Below are 17,907 nucleotides of genomic sequence, written 5' to 3'. Positions count from 1 at the left end.
TTCGGAAAGCGGTTTGCCATGGAAAGAAATGAGAGACCAGGGAACCATCTGAGCATTGCCATGTTCGCCCATCATGAATGCCGTGAACGAATGGTGTTCCAAATTCGTCTGCTGAGAAATGGCACTAATGAGCCGGGACGAATCAAGGCCTGTCCCTGTACCAAATACGCGGTTGCGTGGCAGACCGCTCAGTTTCTGTACCAGGTCGGTAATGACATCGCAGGGATTGGTAATATTGACAAAAATGCCGTCAAATCCACCAGCCATGATTTTATCGACAAAGCTGGCTACTTCCCTGACAGAATTTTCCATTTCGCTGTCACGGTTCAACGTTGCCAGTAATTCAATTTTACCAACGGCATTAACAATGACATCGCAGTCTGCCAAACCGGCATAATCTACAACTTTATATACGACGCGGTGAGGCATAAAATACGCAGCATCCATCAGGTCATTGCATTCACTGGCTACTTTATCAGCGTTTTTATCACACAGCTTGACTTCATCAGCAACCCCCATCATTCCCAGATTATACGCAACATGAGCGCCAACGTGGCCTAATCCAACTACACCAACAATTCTTTTTTTGATACTCATGATAAATTCCTCTTTTCTCGCAGAAAATTATGTTACAGAGTTCACAAATCTCTATACGTATATGATAGGCCTGTCCTTTTGATTTGTAAATGAGTAATCATTTGTAATTCAAAATAAGAATGAATTTTAATACACACAAAACGCAAGTTAATCGTATAATCTCGAATATTTATCTCTCTAAATGCATCTTATACCAATGCTTATGATTTTTTGTCATGCTTTTTGTTTTCTGTTTCGTCTATCGGTGTCACATCGATCGTATAGGAATGCCTGTTATTTTTATCACGCATCGCTGCTTCATATCCCCGGCGGTACGAGGCATCTGCCGAATGATCTTTCCCGCGAATCTTATGCCATAACCAGCGCACGGCTGCAATCAATGCCATGAACAGAAGAAGATTCATGAACAGCCCCAGAATAGTTGATAAGATTCCCATACTGCCCCATCCTAAAAGGCCGGCCAGCATACTCCCCAGGAACATACCTCCTGCCAGGAATCCTATGTTACGGAGCGTATTCCCCCATCGTGAAGTCTGTGATGCGGCCGTGCCTGCTCCGTTACCAGCTGTTTTAGCCTGCTGTCTGGTATTAGTAGTGCCAGTTTCTGATTTAGGAGCCTGCCTTGTCGTATTTCCCGTATTACTTGCCGGCTTCGTCATCGCCGGTGCCGTACGAGGTGCTGACTTGACAGAAATCCCACCTTTAGCAGCCCAGACTACATCTGAATGGGTAAAAACAGGTGCGGCGGTCAGACAAAATACACTGATGGCAATAGAAATAGCAACATTTTTTATTTTCATATACAGAAACTCCTTTTCATGAGAATATATGGTTTCGTCATGGAATTTATAAATAGAACTTATATATATTATATCATAGGCAGTCAAAGCATTGACAAATCGCCGGTTTACTCATCAAATTTTAATTTTTTATATTTTCGTTATTAATATTTTTAATTTTATGTCGTTGATTTTTTTCTTTTTTATGATATACTTAGGTCATAAAAGGTAAATTTTATGGTTCTATTAAAATTTACAGTAGCGGAGAATAAGAAATGTACCAGTTATTATTTTACATCTGCTAAAAAATGTGAGCTCATAAAGCGCAGGTATAGTTTGGGCCTATATTTGTGTGCAACCATTTTTAATCAGTACAGCTGGACGGGATTTCAGTTACAGGAAGCGCATCTTTATTCTCCGCATCCGATGGGAGGTATGATGTATGAGTAAGGGTAGTAATCAAAGTTCCAGAGTCATTGCTATTGGTCTTATGTTGTTTGCATTATTCTTTGGTGCCGGCAACCTGATTTTCCCGTCATCGATGGGACAAAATGCCGGTTATAACGTCTGGTGGTCCGTTCTGGGCTTCATCATCAGCGGGGTAGGACTTCCGCTGGCCGGTGTACTTGCCATGGGATATTCGGGCTGTGAAGACCTGCGCCAGCTGGCAAGCCGCGTAGGGCTTAAATACGGTCTCGTATTTTCCGTCGTAGTATATCTGACCATCGGTCCCTGGTTCTGTATTCCCCGTACAGGCAGCGTATCCTATGAAATCGCTGTACGGCCTTTCCTGAATAGTGGCGGTTCTGATATGGAAATGACAGCCTTCCTGGTACTATTCTTCATTATTTCCTATTGGCTGTCTGCCAACCCGTCCAAACTGGTCGATCGCATCGGCAAAATCCTGACACCATGTCTGCTGGTAACAATCGTCATGTTGATTTTAAAATCCTATCTCACCCCGATGGGTGTCCCTCAGGCTCCAACTGCTCATTACGCTACAGCCAGCATGGCTGCCGTTCAGGGTTTCATCGACGGATACGGCACTATGGATGCCATGGGCTCCTTCGTATTCGCTATTTTAGTCATTAAATTCGTCAAAGAAAACGGCGCTGATACACCGCAGAAGGTGACACGGGATGTTTTTAAAGCCGGTCTTCTGGCAGCAGCCTGCCTGGGATTCGTCTATGTATTCATTGCTGACCTCGGCGCAACGAGTGTGCAGGCACTGGGAATCCTGGAAACCGGTGCTCCCGTCCTTGCCAACAGTGCCCTGATACTTTTTGGTAATGCCGGTGCAATCCTCTTGGCGGTCATCGTCCTCTTAGCCTGCTTATCCACCAGTATCGGCCTTCTCACATCGTGTGCTACCTTCTTCAATGAAATTTATGACCGCATCAGTTATACAGCCTATCTGCGGGGCTTTACCATTGTCTCTTTCCTGATTGGCACATTTGGTCTGCTGACGATTATCAAGACAGCCATTCCGGTCCTGATGTTCCTCTACCCGCTTACGGTGGCAACGATATTCCTCACGTTCATGCACAATGTGTTTAATGGAAACCGCATCGTCTACATTTCTACCATAGGGTTCACTTGTTTCTCCGCCCTTATCAGCGGATTAGAAACAGCCGGTGTTCCCCTTGGATCGCTATCTGAGTTGATGAACACCTATGTTCCCTTCCAGGCTATCGGTCTCGGCTGGATCATCTTTGCCCTCACCGGATTCGTCGTCGGCCTGATTGCAGCTGCAATTCTAAAGAAGCCGGAAACGTTACCCGATGAAGCTTGAAATGTTCTGATAAAAAGTTGAAAACAAGAGAGGAGCCTCTCATGAAAATCACAGTTTTCACGAGAGGCTCCTCTCTTATTTTGTCTTACACGCCCAGTGCATACACGATGACCGGTATGACTGCTGCAAACAATACCGTACTGGCCGTCACAATGCCTGTCGCGTACCGTACGTCACCATGGGCTTCATTGGCAAGAATCGGCAGTACCGCCATGATAGGCAGGGAAGACTGGACGATGTAGGTATCAAATTCCAATGCCGGCATAGGGCCTAACAGGTCCTGGCCAGCGATAAGCACGACCGCCATGACGGCCGGTGCCAGAATCAGACGGCCTGTAAACCCGGCAATGGTATCTCTGTCAAAGGAAATATTGCCCACCCCGGCCTTAGCCAGGGCCAGTCCAATGTACAACAGGGATAAGGGGGTAACCAGGCTGCCGATATAACCAGCTGCCGTCATCACCGGGGCCGGAACGGATATATCTGCCAGCAAAAAGAGAAAGGCAATCAGACAACTGGTAAGAGGCGGCGGACAAAGTTTTTTCAGATTAAAATGCCGTCTTTCTGTGCCCGCCGCATCGGATGGATCGTCTGCCACGAGAAATGCCCCAATTGTCCAGCAGGACGTATTGCAAAACAGAAAATATGCCAGAAAATACGGCATGGCTTCTTCACCGAATAAGGCCATATTGAGAGGCCAGCCGATAAATAAAGTATTCGTATTCGCTACAGCCGCAACAAAACTGCCATGACGGCCAGCCGGAACATGCGTCATGCGGGCCCAGATCCAGCCCAGGACATACCAGGCGATCACTCCGACAGCGACCAGTGTAAACCCTTCTGACAATTGGCGCACCATACTGAGGGACATGTATTTCATCATAGATACGAAAACAGCAGCCGGCAATGCAATATTCATGATGATTTTTGAAATATCATTGCCAAAGGAATCGGACAAATACTGTTTCTTCTCCAGCACATATCCCGTCAGAATAATGAGTAATATAGGAATAATACTTTCTATCGATGCTGTAAAGGCCATACGAGTCTCGTCCTCCCGGAAAATTGATGAAATCACATTAGCTATTATAGTATATTTATGATGTTTGTCCAGAAAAAATCAGTATCTTAGCATACTAATATATCAATTATCTATGTTGCCTTACGTATACCCTGTCTGGCCGCATACAACAAAACAGACAAATATGATTTCATAATAAAGAGCTGCCCCATCAGGGATATCCTGGTGTGACAGCTCCGCATTTCATTGTTTCTTACTATTGCCAGTTTTATAATCGATGGTAATCCCTGGCTGGTTATTATAGACAAAGACATTGAACTTGATGCCAGCCCCCTTGTCTTCTACCGACCATGCCTCCATCTGTACCCCGCGGGCAACGAGATCATTGCCGGAAAAAATGGGAGTTACCCGGTACAAAACGTGATGATTCGTTTCTTTAATGTAATCGGCTACCATATTTTCAAAAGGAAGCATACCTTCGACGTTGAGATACCGCGTACCTGTGATCAGATTTTTAGGATTGGCATTTTCTGCTGTCAACTGATATCCAATAAGGTGACAACGGTTGTACAGATATTTCCCATCGACATTATCATACTTGGCCAGATGCCATCCGCTTGGTTTGACACTGCCTATGGCACCCCTTTTTTTGGTAGGCATAAGATCTTTTCCTATATTGGCATAGGCCGGACCGCAGCGTCCCAGTGAATCAAGCTCACTGTACCTTTCAAAAGATTTCTTCGTCTTGTCTTTGTCAGGAAAATCAGGAACATTATTATGGATGACAACATATGGCTTCCCTGAAAATGCCGGAATGTTAGAAAGATCAAACGATTCTTCCTTATTTCCCTTAACTTGTACAGTCTGATTCTGTACCTTCTTTTCATGCGACGATGTCTTCTGTGACTGTCCGCAAGCCGTAAGAATAAGGCAAAAGGCAAGCAGCAGCGCCATCAGTATCTTGGTCAGATGTCTCATTTTGCATATACCTCTTCTGTAATAGTATCATGAGAAAATCCCGAAAAGTCATGACTTTCCTGCAACCTCCAGGGACTTTCCAAGGTAATATCAAAATACATGTCAGACGGATAGGCCCTGTTCCAACGGAAAAGAATGATTTTTTCGATACGATCTGCATAGGGAAGGACTGCCTTATCTTCAACAAAGCAGAAATCGCCCTGGCCAGCCTGATTCAAAAAATCGTCGTCAACGTGGATCCGGTCCGCCGCTTCTGTGAACATGGACGCAGAATAAGCATCCATCCAGATGCCTTTTGTACCGGCAATTTCCAGCATCCTCTGTCGCAATTTCCGGTCCTGGCTCTGACGGCGCTGATTGAAACAAAGCCCGCCATGATCGTCTACTACTGTCATGATAATCATGAACTCACCTCCTGATACGTACCATTATATCATAGAGTGTCCGCTAATAGAAAAAGGATCCAGGCCGCAGCCTGAATCCTTTTTTCTATTAGCAGGAATATTATTCTCTGCCTGCCATCTTGGCATAGTATTTGTAACGATCTTTAAGATCCTGTACTTCTTTCTTATACAGTGCATCAGCACGTTCAGGGAAGTTGATCTTAAGTCTTCTGTAACGGTTTTCGCCGTTGAGGTAATCCATAACTTTATCCGTATCCGGTTCCGGAGAATCAAGCTGGAACGGGTTCTTGCCCTGTGCAGCCAGACGCGGATCGAAACGATAGAGATGCCAGTAACCGCATTCGACAGCTTTCTTCATTTCCAGCTGTGTCGTACCCATACCGGCGCGGATGCCGTGTTCCAGGCACGGGCAGTAGCAGATGACGATGGACGGGCCATCATACGATTCAGCTTCGCGGATAGCGCGGAGAGTCTGAGCCTGGCTGTAACCCATAGCAACCTGGGCAACATATACATAGCCATAAGTCATGGCAATGGCACCGAGGTCCTTCTTCTTAATGACTTTACCGCCTGCAGCGAATTTAGCTACAGCAGAAGTCTGTGTAGATTTAGAAGACTGACCGCCTGTGTTGGAGTAAACTTCCGTATCTACGACGAGGATATTGACATCACGGTTCTGGGCAATTACCTGGTCTACGCCGCCGAAGCCGATATCATAAGCCCAGCCGTCACCACCGATAGCCCATACGGACTTCTTGGAAACGAATTCGCGGTTCTGAAGGACGAATTTAACTTCTTCCGTCTGTTCTGCTTTTTCCAGAGCATCGAGAAGAGCATCCGATACTTCACGGGATTTCTTGCCATCTTTGTAGTTGGCAAGGTATGCATCGATTTCCGCTACGCATACGCCTTGTTCTTTGAGGCTGTTCAGGCGGATAATGATTTCCTTCTGAATGGCGTCCTGAGCGTGGAAGTAGCCATATGCAAATTCAGCATTGTCTTCGAACAAAGACTGTTCCCAGCAGGGCCCGAAGCCGCGTTCGTCCTTGCAGTACGGAGTCATCGGCAGAGATCCGCCATAAGCAGAGGAGCAGCCGGAAGCATTGGCAATGTACATGCGGGAACCGAAGAGCTGTGTAACCATCTTGATGTACGTCGTTTCAGCACAGCCAGCGCAGGCCGGGGAGAATTCGAAGTACGGTTTGGCAAACTGGGCAGCTTTGACGTTTGCATCGCTGATAACATCTTTCTTAAGATATTTTTCTTTCATTGCATATTCATTGAAGTTATCCTGCTGATCGATTTCGTCCTGCATCGGAACCATCGTAAGAGCGCCTTTTTCTTTCATCGGGCAGACCGTCGTGCAAACGCCGCAGCCGAGGCAGTCATACGGAGAAATCTGCATGCGGTAGCTGTAGTTTTCCAGGCCTTTGCCTTTAGCCTGGACCGTTACAAAGTTAGCCGGAGCATCAGCTTTTTCGGCATCCGTTACGAGGACCGGACGGATAGCAGCATGCGGGCAGGCCATGGAGCAGCTGTTGCACTGTGCGCAGACTTCAGCATTCCAGTGAGGAACATTGATAGCAACGCCACGTTTCAGATAAGCCGTCGTGCCGTTCTGCCATGTGCCATCGAATACACCGTATTTCTTGAAGATAGAAACAGGGAGTTCATCGCCATGCTGACGGTCAACGGGAATAACGAGATCGCGGACGAAGTCAGGCATATCTTTCTGCGGTTCCGGAGCATCTACTGCATCAGCCCAGGAAGCCGGGATTTCAACTTTTGTAAGGCCGGAAATGCCCATATCGACAGCTTTGTTGTTCTTATCTACGATTTCCTGACCGCCCTTCTTGAAGTAGGAATTATAATTCCCTCTCTTCATGGCAGCGACAGCTTCGTCGATAGGAATAACGTTCGTAAGTTTAAAGAAAGCAGCCTGGAGAATGGAGTTTACACGGTCGCCGAGGCCGATTTCGCCAGCCAGTTTCGTAGCATCAATGATGTAGAACTGGGCATGTTTGTTATAGAGGTCTTTCTTCATCTGAGCCGGAAGTTCTTTGTCCAGTTCTTCGACACTCCACGGGCAGTTGAGGAGGTATACGCCGCCATCTTTCAAATCTGTCGTCGTATCGTATTTCTTGACATATGTAGGAGCATGACAGCCGACGAAGTCAGCAGCGCCTACGAGATATGTTGCATGGATCGGTTTGTCACCGAAGCGGAGGTGGGACTGTGTCAGACCACCAGTCTTCATGGAGTCATAGGCAAAGTATGCCTGTGCGTATTTATCAGCATCGAGACCGATAATAGTGATGGCGTTCTTGTTGGCACCAACGGTACCATCGCCGCCACGGCCCCAGATTTTTGCAGAAATCTGGCCAGGATAATCGATGTGGAATTTTTCCGTCGGCAGTGATGTAAACGTAACATCATCGACAATACCGATAGTGAAGTTGTTCTTCGGCGTATCCTGTTCGAGGTTTTTGTATACAGCAGCAATCTGGCCAGGTGTCGTATCTTTGGAGGACAGACCATAGCGGCCGCCTACGACGGTGATATCTGTACGGCCGGACTGGATAAGTGCCGTCTGAACATCGAGATACAGCGGTTCGCCAACGCTGCCAGATTCTTTGGTGCGGTCCATAACAGCGATTTTCTTAACCGTTGCAGGGATAGCATCGACAAAATGTTTAACAGAGAACGGACGATAGAGATGAACCTGGATCATGCCGACCTTTTTGCCATGGGCATTGAGGTAATCGACAGTATCGCGGACGGTTTCAGCAGCAGAACACATGATGACAATCAATTCTTCTGCATCTTCAGCACCATAGTAGTTGAAGAGTTTGTAATCACGGCCGGTCAATTTGTTGATTTCGTCCATGTAGTGCTGAACGACATCAGGAATAGTTGCGACTTTTTCGTTAGCGCCTTCTTTTGTCTGGAAGAAGATATCCGGATTAACAGTCGTGCCACGGGTGTACGGATGTTCCGGGTTCAGGCTGTTCTTACGGAAAGCTGCCAGCTGTTTATAATCAACGAGTTTTGCAAGATCATCATAATCAAGGGCTTCGATACGCTGCATTTCGTGGGATGTACGGAATCCGTCGAATACATGCATGAAAGCATAGCGGCCACCAATAGCAGACAGATGGGCTACACAGCCGAGATCCATAGCTTCCTGCGGGGAGGAAGACATAATCATGCCGAAGCCAGTCGTACGACATGCCATAACGTCAGAATGATCGCCGAAAATGGAAAGTGCATGAGCGCTGATGGTACGGGCTGCAATGTGGAATACGCCCGGCAGGAATTCACCGCCAATTTTGAACATGGGGGGAATCATGAGGAGCAGGCCCTGGGCAGCCGTATAGGTGGTGGTCAGCGCACCAGCCTGCAGGGAGCCATGGCATGTCCCAGCATCACCAGCTTCAGACTGCATCTGGATAACATCAACGGTATTACCGAAGATATTCTTCTTTCCTTTTGCAGCCCATTCGTCAACCTTTTCTGCCATAACAGAAGAAGGTGTGATCGGGAAGATAGCAGCAACTTCTGTAAATGCATAGGAAGCATATGCAGCAGCCGTGTTACCATCCATTACTACATAGTTTTTTTTCATAATCACTTTCGTCCCTTTCTTTGGTTATTGAGATAGTAAAATAACATCACAAGCAAGGTTCTACGTACGGATTTTCACAATCCGTACTACTAACTGTGTATACGCATATACGTGCTGATTCGTATTTGCATATGCATTACCCATAATGTACCACAAATTTGAATGGATTTCCAGTGCTTTTATAAAGAAAATGGCACAGGCTCTTTCCAAATTCGAAAAGGACTGTGCCATCCATGCTTTTTTGTAATTACTGTTGTGATTTACGCATAGCTTTCTTTCTATCGTGCTTATCAAGAATAGCCTTGCGGATGCGGATATTATGCGGTGTTACTTCTACCAGTTCATCTTCATTGATCCATTCCAGAGATTTTTCCAATCCCATCTGACGAGGCGGAATAAGGCGCAATGCTTCATCAGAAGCAGAGGAACGGGTATTGGTCAGGTGTTTCTTCTTGCAGGGATTGACATCAATGTCTACATCGCGGTTGCTTTCCCCGATGACCTGCCCCAGATAGATTTCTTCACCGGGATTGATGAACATGACGCCACGATCCTGAAGGTTAAAAATGCCATAGCCAGTCGTCGTGCCCGATTCAAAAGCAACCAGACTTCCCCGTGTACGACCGGGAATATCACCTTTCCAGGGAGCATAGCCATGGAAAACATGATACATGATACCGTTGCCTTTAGTAGCCGTCAGGAATTCACTGCGGAAACCAATCAGTCCGCGGGCAGGAATGATGAATTCAAGGCGGGTATATCCCTTCAAATCCACCATATTGACCATTTCAGCCTTGCGGGTTCCCAGTTTTTCCATTACCGTTCCCATAAATTCCTGTGGTACATCAATGGTCAGGGCTTCCAGAGGTTCACACTTCTTGCCGTTGATTTCTTTTGTAATGACGCTCGGTTTGCCTACTTGAAGTTCATATCCTTCACGGCGCATTTCTTCTATAAGAACGGCAATGTGCAGTTCGCCACGGCCGGAAACCTTGAATGCATCGGCACTATCCGTTTCTTCCACACGAAGCGACACATTAGTCTGTACTTCCCGGAAGAGGCGGTCCCGCAAATGACGGCTCGTTACAAATTCACCATCCTGGCCGGCAAACGGACTGTCATTGACATAGAATATCATAGACAATGTCGGTTCATCGATATTGATTTTCGGCAATGCTTCAGGATTTTCCGGATCAGCAACAGTTTCCCCGATTTTAAGATCAGGAATGCCGATAATGCAGGCAATATCACCCATGGACGCTTCGTCTGTTTCAACCCGCTTCAGGCCTTCATAGGTATATACGCGGCCGATTTTAGCCTTGCGCTGGCTTTCACCGTCTGTGATGACAACCTGCTGATTGGGGTGCATGCGGCCCCGGACAATACGGCCGACGGCAATCTTGCCTACGTAATCATCGTAGTCCAGGGTAGTAACCATGAACTGAAGCGGGCCATCGGCATCGCCCTTCGGGCACGGGCAGTTTTCAATAATACACTTAAAGAGCGGTTCCAGGTTGTCACTGTCATCATCCATAGAATTTTTAGCAATGCCGTCACGGCCATTGGCATAGATAACAGGGAAATCAAGCTGATCATCGTCGGCTTCCAATTCCATGAACAATTCCAGTACTTCGTCTTCTACTTCAGAAACACGGGCATCGGGTTTATCAATTTTATTAATGACGACGATAGGTTTCAGCTTTTGTTCCAATGCTTTGCGCAGTACATATTTCGTCTGCGGCATCGGGCCTTCAAATGCATCAACCAGAAGCAATACGCCGTCAACCATGTTGAGGACACGTTCTACTTCGCCACCAAAATCAGCATGCCCCGGAGTATCGACTATGTTGATTTTTACGCCATCGTGCATGACAGAAGTATTTTTGGATAAAATCGTGATACCGCGTTCACGTTCGATATCACCAGAGTCCATGACCCGTTCAGCCACTTTTTCATTCGAACGGAAAACATGGCTCTGTTTGAGCATAGCATCGACCAAAGTCGTTTTACCATGGTCAACATGAGCAATAATAGCAATATTACGTATATCCTTACGTTCCATCTGCGTCCTCTCCTATTTGTAGCAATATAAAATAGTTTAATTTTCTGTAACTGTGTTAGTATATCACAAAACAGCCGGATTGACTATATCAATCCGGCTGTTTTTTTTATCTAGTTCTGCTCTTCTCCTAAAATACGTACTTCTGGTTCTAAATGTACGCCATGGGCTGCTTCTACTCTCTTTTGCACTTCATGGATTACGGCCAGCACATCTCTGGCTGTAGCATGGCCGGTATTAACAACAAAACCGGCATGTTTGGTCGATACCTGGGCATCACCACAAGATAATCCTTTGAGGCCAGTCTGATCTATCAGCGTGCCAGCATAATAACCAGGCGGCCGCTTGAATGTACTGCCTGCACTATGCATTTCGAGCGGCTGTTTGCTGCGCCGCCGTTCCATGAGATCATCCATCTGTTCCTGGATTTTCGTTTGATCTCCCCGTGAAAGCTGCAGCTCTACTTCTACGACAAATTCCTGCAAGCGCTGAAAAATGCTCTTTCTGTACCCAAATTCGAAATCAGCCGTCTTGTAGGTATGTACACTGCCATTGCGGTTAACCGTACGTACGCGGGAAACAATATGGCTCATTTCACCGCCATAAGCCCCGGCATTCATAAATACGGCCCCGCCCAGCGTCCCCGGTATGCCGCAGGCAAATTCCATCCCCGTCAGACTATTCTGCTGGGCAAACTGGCAGACATCCTTCAGCATAAATCCGGAACTGGCCAGAATCTTCGTATCATGGCAGGAAAGATACTTGTTCATTTCATTTAATTGAATGACGACGCCGCGGATGCCACCGTCCAGAACGAGTACATTAGACCCTCCGCCAATGACCGTAACAGGAAGCTCCAGCTGCCTGGCCAGACGGATTGTCTGCGACATTTCTTTCACCGTATGGGGAAGGACCAGTACATCCGCCGGGCCTCCGATAGCAAATGTCGTATGCAGGCCCATCGGCTCGTCTAAAAGCACCTGCTGCTGCGGTATGAGTTGAGTTAATTGCGAAACCATGCTCGCCATTGCATATTTATTTATCAAGAATACTCAGTCCTTCTGCCATTGCCTGTTGAATAGTGCCAAGAATCTGACCGCCAATCTGATTCCATTTCATGTATTTTTCCAGATATTCTACCGCCAGAGGCCGGCTCGCCACGATTTCCTGCAATTTCTGCAATTGTTCTATTTTTTTTCGTACCGGCTTGTCACCAGCCGCCTGGGCGTAAGCCAGTTGGGCCTGCAATGTCAGGAAATCCTGGACATGTTTTCTCGTTTTTCCATCTTCAGCCAGCTTCTTTCCGGCTTCCAGTAATGCCTTATAATCTTCATCTTCCTGGATAGCCTGTGCTAATTCATTTGCTTTATCGTATACACTCATGATTTCACTCCCCGTGCAAGATTATTTTAAATTTTTTATGCCAATGCCACTCTTTGCCATGTCTGGAAATCCCAGCTGCCGCAACGCTTCATAAGAAACAATGGCAACAGAATTAGATAAATTCAGGCTCCGTGCCTTATCGACCATGGGAATGCGGAAACACTGCTGCGGATATTGTTTCAGAAGACTTTCCGGCAGCCCCTTTGTTTCCTTGCCAAACACCAAGAGATCGTCCTGGGTAAACCGGATATCGGCATAACACTGTTCCGATTTTGTCGTCAGAAAATAAAAATGGTGTCCCTTGTATTTTTCCTGGACTTCAGCAAAAGTTTCATGTACCTGTACATCGACCAGGGGCCAGTAATCGAGGCCGGCCCGCTTCAGATATTTATCCTCAAGCGAAAATCCCAACGGCTTGACCAGGTGCAGTGTAATATGATTGGCAGCACAAAGGCGGGCAATATTACCCGTGTTTCCCGGGATTTCCGGTTCTACCATGACTATATGCATTGTTACATCACTCTCCATGGGATATTGTACAAGATTTCCCAGGGAAGCACAAGAGACTTTCCCTTTTCTGTTATTTTCTATATAATAGAAAATAATGGCACTCCTGCCATATACCATGTACATACAGAAAGGGATGGAGCCTATGAAATGCATGTATTACGGTCATTCGGCCTTTTCACTCTCTTCAGGAAATACGACAATCCTCTTTGATCCTTTTATCGCGGATAATCCCTGGACAACAGTTAAACCTTCGTCTATCACCTGTCAGTATATCTTTATCTCCCATGCCCATGGCGATCACTACGGTGATGCCGAAGAAATAGCCAAAGTAAACGACGCCCTGGTCATCAGTACGGCCGAAGCAGCCGGTAAAGCCCGTATGGCCGGTTGTAATGCCCATGCCATGCACATCGGTGGCAAAGCGGATTTTCCCTTCGGCTCGATACGTCTTACACCAGCCCTGCATGGCGCTGGAATAGCCGGTGGCCTGGCCTGTGGCTGCCTGTTGGAATTTGCTGGCAAACGCATCTATTATGCCGGCGACACCGGTCTGTATTCGGACATGAAGCTTCATAGCCGTTTCGGTCCCATTGATGCAGCCTTCCTGCCCATTGGAGATAATTTTACCATGGGAATGGAAGACGCGGCCTTAGCCGCTTCATGGATACAGCCTAAAATGGTGATTCCCATCCATTATGGAACCTGGCCTGTCGTAAACGCCGATCCGGAAGTCTATAAAAAAATGACAGAAGAAACCTATTCGATTCCCGTTCACATTATTCCTCCCGGAACAGAATTTACATTGTAATCAGATAAATCAACGCCCGCCTGCATACCCTGGGATATACAGGCGGGCGTTCATATTTATAATTCTGGTTCACCAAAGTAAAATAATGCTTTATCAATCGTATAGATGTCATATTCACCATGGTCCAGGAAATATCGTACAATGACATCTCTTTTTTTGCTTCCTGACAGCGAATATCCCGCTTTATGCAGCAGTTCTTCCGTTTCCGTTACGGAAAGTCTCAGTCCTACTGCCAGAGCCAGGACCGTTTTTTTCTTGGGCAGATATTCCTCATGACTCCTGATTTTAGAAAATAGTCTCCGGTCCATATTTGCCCGCTTATATACCTCGATATCACTGTACCCCTTCTCATCGATAAGGCGTAATACCATATGAGAAAATGTTTCATCCAGATTTTGAAGTATCTGATTCAGTGAGTGTCTGTCCTTTTTCCCCGGCCGGGCGAAGGTGTCCATTCCATAGTCCTGGGACATACGGACATCCGATTCCCGATGACAAATACATATTTCGTCCGGCTCCTGCTCTTTTTCTTCCCCCAGAAACTGGTTCAGATACTGTTTTAATTCATCAGCCAGATGGTGGTTAAGCTGAATAGCCGGACGTTCGAGAACGACGAGATAAACTTCCATTTCATGATTCTGTAAAAAAGCCCGTATAGATTGACAGGCAGTCTCCGAGGCCTCTTCTAAGGGATAACCAAAAATACCTGCCGAAATAAGGGGAAAGGAAATAGACCGGCAACCCGCTTCCCATGCCGTTTCCAGTGCCGTAGTATAACAAGAAGTTAGATAGTCCTTTTCCCAGGCCTTACCTCCCTGCCATACAGGCCCCACTGTATGAATGATATAACGTACCGGCAGGTTGTAGGCCGACGTTAAAACCGACTGACCCACAGGGCATGGCGCTTTTTTATGACATTCAGCAGAGAGTTTTTCATATCCGGCAGCACGAAAAATAGCGCCACATACACCGCTGCCCGCCAACAGTGCCGAGTTGGCCGCATTGACGATGGCATCCGTTTTCATTCTGACAATATCATTGTGAACTATCTGAAATGGCATAGGACATCCTCCTTATAGTCTCAGCAACCTTTTTGCATGGGAGTTCCATGCGGGCATAAAAGACAGCAGGGGATCCTCTCTTATGAACTAACGTTTCTGGTATTCTCTTTCCACTGCTTCTTCTATCCTGGCCGCTTTTTTTTCAATATCTTCTATCGCATCCATCATAAAATGGACATAGTCCTCATCGGTAATAGATTTCAGATTGACGCGTACGCTATAAAAGGCTGACCGCATAGCGGCCCGGGCATTCATAGCGGCAATAGCGCCATCGGTAATGACCCAGGCATTGCCATAGCGCACGACTTGTTCGCTCAGCTGGAGAAGAACAAAAATGTCTTTTCCCAGAGCAAAGGGAATAGCTGCCGCATTCTTAAAAGCCTGCTGGACTATGGCAGTGCGTTCCGGTGTATCTTTGGGAAGGCGCACAGCGCAGATGACCCCTTCAAAAGCATGGGCGTCTTCATCTATGCCATCCTGATACCGGATCCGCAATTCTTCAGCCTGACTGCGTATGTCCCGCATCATCGGCTCTACCTTTTCATACCCTTTTTTACCTATGGTAAGATTCGCTACCATTTCAACCAGTGCTGCCGCCGAAGCGGCTGTAAGGGCCGCAATGCCACCGCCGCCCGGTACTGGATCCTTGGAAGCCGTAGCCGCCAGCATTTCATCTATGGGCAGGGCACATAATTTTTTCTTATCCACTATCGTATCCTCACTTATTATGTATGTTAATTCATCATGCTAGTCTGCATACAGTAAAAGACGGCTGTAAAGCCGCCTTTTATATGCTAGCCATAATGACTAGAACAGACCTGTAATGACGCCGTTTTCATCGATATCCATACGGTTGGCAGCCGGTACTTTCGGTAAGCCTGGCATGACCATGATATTACTCGTCTGGCAGACAATGAACCCGGCACCGGTGCAGACGCGGACGTCTTTGACGGTAATCTTGAAATGTTCCGGCGCTCCCAGTAATGCGGGATTATCCGAAAGGGAATACTGTGTCTTGGCCACGCAGACCGGCATTTTATCAAGGCCAAGTTTTTCCAGTTCGGCAATTTGTTTCGGCGCTTTGCCTTCCAGGATGACGCCGTCGCCGCCGTAGATTTCTTTCGTCAGGATTTCCAATTTATGGAGAATCGTGTCATTGACATCGTACAACGGTTTATACGGTGTTTTGGGCTGCTGCAGGAGCTGCAGGACTTTCCGTCCCAGGTCCAGTCCCCCTTTGCCGCCTTCGGCCCAGCAGTTGTTCAGAGCCACATCGACACCATAATCCTGACAAAGGCGGGTAAGCAATGCTATTTCGGCATCCGTGTCTGTCAGGAAGCGGTTTATGCCTACTACGACGGGGACATCATATTTGCGCATATTTTCGATATGTTTCTTCAGATTAGCAAAGCCTTTTTCCAGTGCTTCCAGATTTTCCGGCTGGAGATTTTTCTTATCTACTCCGCCGTGCATCTTAAGCGCCCGAATGGTGGCGACGATGACGACGGCATCTGGTTTGATTCCGGCAAAGCGGCATTTGATATCCATGAACTTTTCCGCACCCAGGTCAGCACCGAATCCGGCTTCCGTCACCGTTATTTCTCCCATTTTGAGAGCCAGCTTGGTAGCTACGACAGAATTACAGCCGTGGGCAATATTGGCAAAAGGTCCGCCGTGTACAAGAGCCGGCGTGTTTTCCGTCGTCTGTACAATGTTCGGTTTGATAGCATCTTTCATGAGAATGGCCATCGCCCCTTCTACCCCGAGTTGACGGGCACGGACCGGATTGCCATCGAGGTCATAAGCGACGATAATATCCCCCATCCGTTTCTTCAAATCCATCAGATCACTAGCCAGGCAGAGAATTGCCATGATTTCCGATGCTACGGTAATCATGAAATGGTCTTCTCTGGGGAACCCGTTGACCTTGCCGCCGAGTCCTACGACTATATCACGCAGTGCCCGGTCATTCATATCCATGACCCGTTTCCATACAATACGGCGCACATCGATGCGGAGAGCATTTCCCTGATGCACGTGATTGTCGATTGCCGCAGCCAGCAGGTTATTGGCAGCTGTAATCGCATGCATATCACCCGTAAAATGAAGATTGATATCTTCCATAGGAAGAACCTGGGAATAACCGCCGCCAGCCGCTCCCCCTTTTATACCAAAGACAGGACCCAGAGAAGGTTCCCGCAATGCCGTCATCGTCTTATGTCCCAGCTGGTTCAGAGCCTGGGCCAGGCCTATCGTCGTAAGCGTTTTCCCTTCTCCAGCAGGAGTCGGTGTAATAGCCGTTACCAGCACGAGTTTTCCATCTTCATTTTTTGACAGCCGTTTAATGGCATCAAAGGAAATTTTCGCTTTATACTTACCATATAATTCCAGGTCATCTTCTGTAAGACCAACCTTTTCTGCAATTTTTACAATGGGTTCCAGGTGAGTCTGCTGTGCAATTTCAATATCGCTTAATACCTTTGCCATAATAAAGATCAGCTCCTGTTCTCTTTGTGCACTGATAAAAATAGCCGGCCATCCGGACTATTTGCCCAGACGGTCGGCTTCTTCAAATCATGCTCCATGTGGTTAGTCCACTTCCGTCAGTCACATGACTACGCAATTATTATACCGTGCCTGGTATCTCCTTGTCAACGCAAACACATTGTTCCATTTCAATCCGCACGGGGCCGCCTATGCGGATGTGTCTGACAGACTGGTCAGCATATGATGCTTCAATGGTAATACTTCCACCAGGCTGGCGTATCTCACAGGCAATATTATGGCCGCACAGACGGGCCAGTGCCGCCGCCGTGGCCGCCGACCCGGAACCACAACTTTTTTCCCAATATAGCGTATCCGTACCAGTGACATATACAGCCGGTATCAT

At 47.1% G+C, this 17,907-nt stretch carries 14 protein-coding genes, 2 pseudogenes and 1 riboswitch; of the genes and pseudogenes, 2 read left to right on the top strand and 14 right to left on the bottom strand.

The annotated features are described in order from the left end of the window. Together DBO31_RS02855 and DBO31_RS02850 are read right to left on the bottom strand one after the other, a co-directional pair. Window positions 1-597: pseudogene (locus DBO31_RS02855) on the bottom strand (L-lactate dehydrogenase); the annotation flags it as partial. Between the two features lie 200 nt (window positions 598-797). Continuing rightward, entirely contained in the window at window positions 798-1,397 is a 600-nt protein-coding gene (locus DBO31_RS02850) for a hypothetical protein (protein WP_075582093.1), read from the bottom strand. A gap of 421 nt (window positions 1,398-1,818) precedes the next feature. On the opposite strand from DBO31_RS02850, the gene brnQ reads away from it, so the two are divergent. Continuing rightward, window positions 1,819-3,168, top strand: a complete 1,350-nt coding sequence (gene brnQ, locus DBO31_RS02845; RefSeq protein ID WP_059076898.1) for a branched-chain amino acid transport system II carrier protein — start codon at window positions 1,819-1,821, stop codon at window positions 3,166-3,168. 85 nt (window positions 3,169-3,253) lie between these two features. Here brnQ and DBO31_RS02840 read toward each other — a convergent pair whose 3' ends face one another. From DBO31_RS02840 to trmL, 8 genes are all read right to left on the bottom strand, one after another. Next, window positions 3,254-4,210, bottom strand: a complete 957-nt coding sequence (locus DBO31_RS02840; RefSeq protein ID WP_059076897.1) for an AEC family transporter — start codon at window positions 4,208-4,210, stop codon at window positions 3,254-3,256. 222 nt (window positions 4,211-4,432) lie between these two features. Beyond that, entirely contained in the window at window positions 4,433-5,167 is a 735-nt protein-coding gene (locus tag DBO31_RS02835) for a DNA/RNA non-specific endonuclease (protein WP_059076896.1), read from the bottom strand. Continuing rightward, complete coding sequence (locus DBO31_RS02830) at window positions 5,164-5,571, bottom strand: hypothetical protein (protein ID WP_059076895.1); 408 nt, start codon at window positions 5,569-5,571, stop codon at window positions 5,164-5,166. Before DBO31_RS02830 ends, DBO31_RS02835 begins: the two co-directional genes overlap by 4 nt. A 100-nt stretch (window positions 5,572-5,671) precedes the next feature. Further along, on the bottom strand, window positions 5,672-9,196 hold the full coding sequence (gene nifJ / locus DBO31_RS02825) for a pyruvate:ferredoxin (flavodoxin) oxidoreductase (RefSeq protein ID WP_150824391.1): 3,525 nt from the start codon (window positions 9,194-9,196) through the stop codon (window positions 5,672-5,674). Window positions 9,197-9,443: 247 nt separating this feature from the next. Continuing rightward, window positions 9,444-11,258, bottom strand: a complete 1,815-nt coding sequence (typA, locus tag DBO31_RS02820) for a translational GTPase TypA (RefSeq protein WP_059076894.1) — start codon at window positions 11,256-11,258, stop codon at window positions 9,444-9,446. A gap of 110 nt (window positions 11,259-11,368) precedes the next feature. Further along, a complete protein-coding gene (murB, locus tag DBO31_RS02815) occupies window positions 11,369-12,283 on the bottom strand; it encodes a UDP-N-acetylmuramate dehydrogenase (protein ID WP_059076978.1) in 915 nt (304 codons plus the stop codon). A gap of 7 nt (window positions 12,284-12,290) precedes the next feature. Continuing rightward, the gene (locus tag DBO31_RS02810; protein ID WP_075582090.1) at window positions 12,291-12,638 is read right to left on the bottom strand and encodes a YlbF family regulator; all 348 of its coding nucleotides are present in this window, start codon (window positions 12,636-12,638) and stop codon (window positions 12,291-12,293) included. 21 nt (window positions 12,639-12,659) lie between these two features. After that, a complete protein-coding gene (trmL, locus tag DBO31_RS02805; protein ID WP_150824390.1) occupies window positions 12,660-13,148 on the bottom strand; it encodes a tRNA (uridine(34)/cytosine(34)/5-carboxymethylaminomethyluridine(34)-2'-O)-methyltransferase TrmL in 489 nt (162 codons plus the stop codon). Between the two features lie 142 nt (window positions 13,149-13,290). Between trmL and DBO31_RS02800 the strand changes: the two genes are divergently transcribed. Then, entirely contained in the window at window positions 13,291-13,956 is a 666-nt protein-coding gene (locus DBO31_RS02800) for a metal-dependent hydrolase (RefSeq protein WP_150824389.1), read from the top strand. A 56-nt stretch (window positions 13,957-14,012) separates the two neighbouring features. Here the strand turns inward: DBO31_RS02800 and DBO31_RS02795 are convergent, their stop codons facing one another. From DBO31_RS02795 to DBO31_RS09255, 4 genes and pseudogenes are all read right to left on the bottom strand, one after another. Beyond that, window positions 14,013-15,017 carry a macro domain-containing protein gene (locus tag DBO31_RS02795; RefSeq protein WP_150824388.1) on the bottom strand — a complete coding sequence of 335 codons (1,005 nt, stop codon included), beginning with the start codon at window positions 15,015-15,017 and terminating at the stop codon, window positions 14,013-14,015. A gap of 87 nt (window positions 15,018-15,104) precedes the next feature. Beyond that, on the bottom strand, window positions 15,105-15,686 hold the full coding sequence (locus DBO31_RS02790; RefSeq protein WP_150824392.1) for a cyclodeaminase/cyclohydrolase family protein: 582 nt from the start codon (window positions 15,684-15,686) through the stop codon (window positions 15,105-15,107). Window positions 15,687-15,824: 138 nt separating this feature from the next. Beyond that, a complete protein-coding gene (locus DBO31_RS02785) occupies window positions 15,825-17,504 on the bottom strand; it encodes a formate--tetrahydrofolate ligase (RefSeq protein ID WP_150824387.1) in 1,680 nt (559 codons plus the stop codon). A 56-nt stretch (window positions 17,505-17,560) separates the two neighbouring features. After that, window positions 17,561-17,638, bottom strand: a riboswitch (ZMP/ZTP riboswitch). Window positions 17,639-17,643: 5 nt separating this feature from the next. Beyond that, window positions 17,644-17,907: pseudogene (locus DBO31_RS09255) on the bottom strand (hypothetical protein); the annotation flags it as partial.

Origin of the sequence: Megasphaera sp. DJF_B143, from assembly GCF_900320625.1 — a bacterium.
Taxonomy (GTDB): domain Bacteria; phylum Bacillota; class Negativicutes; order Veillonellales; family Megasphaeraceae; genus Megasphaera; species Megasphaera hexanoica.
The sequence above is the reverse complement of the archived record's forward strand: the minus strand, read 5'-3'. Positions and strand labels throughout refer to the sequence as shown.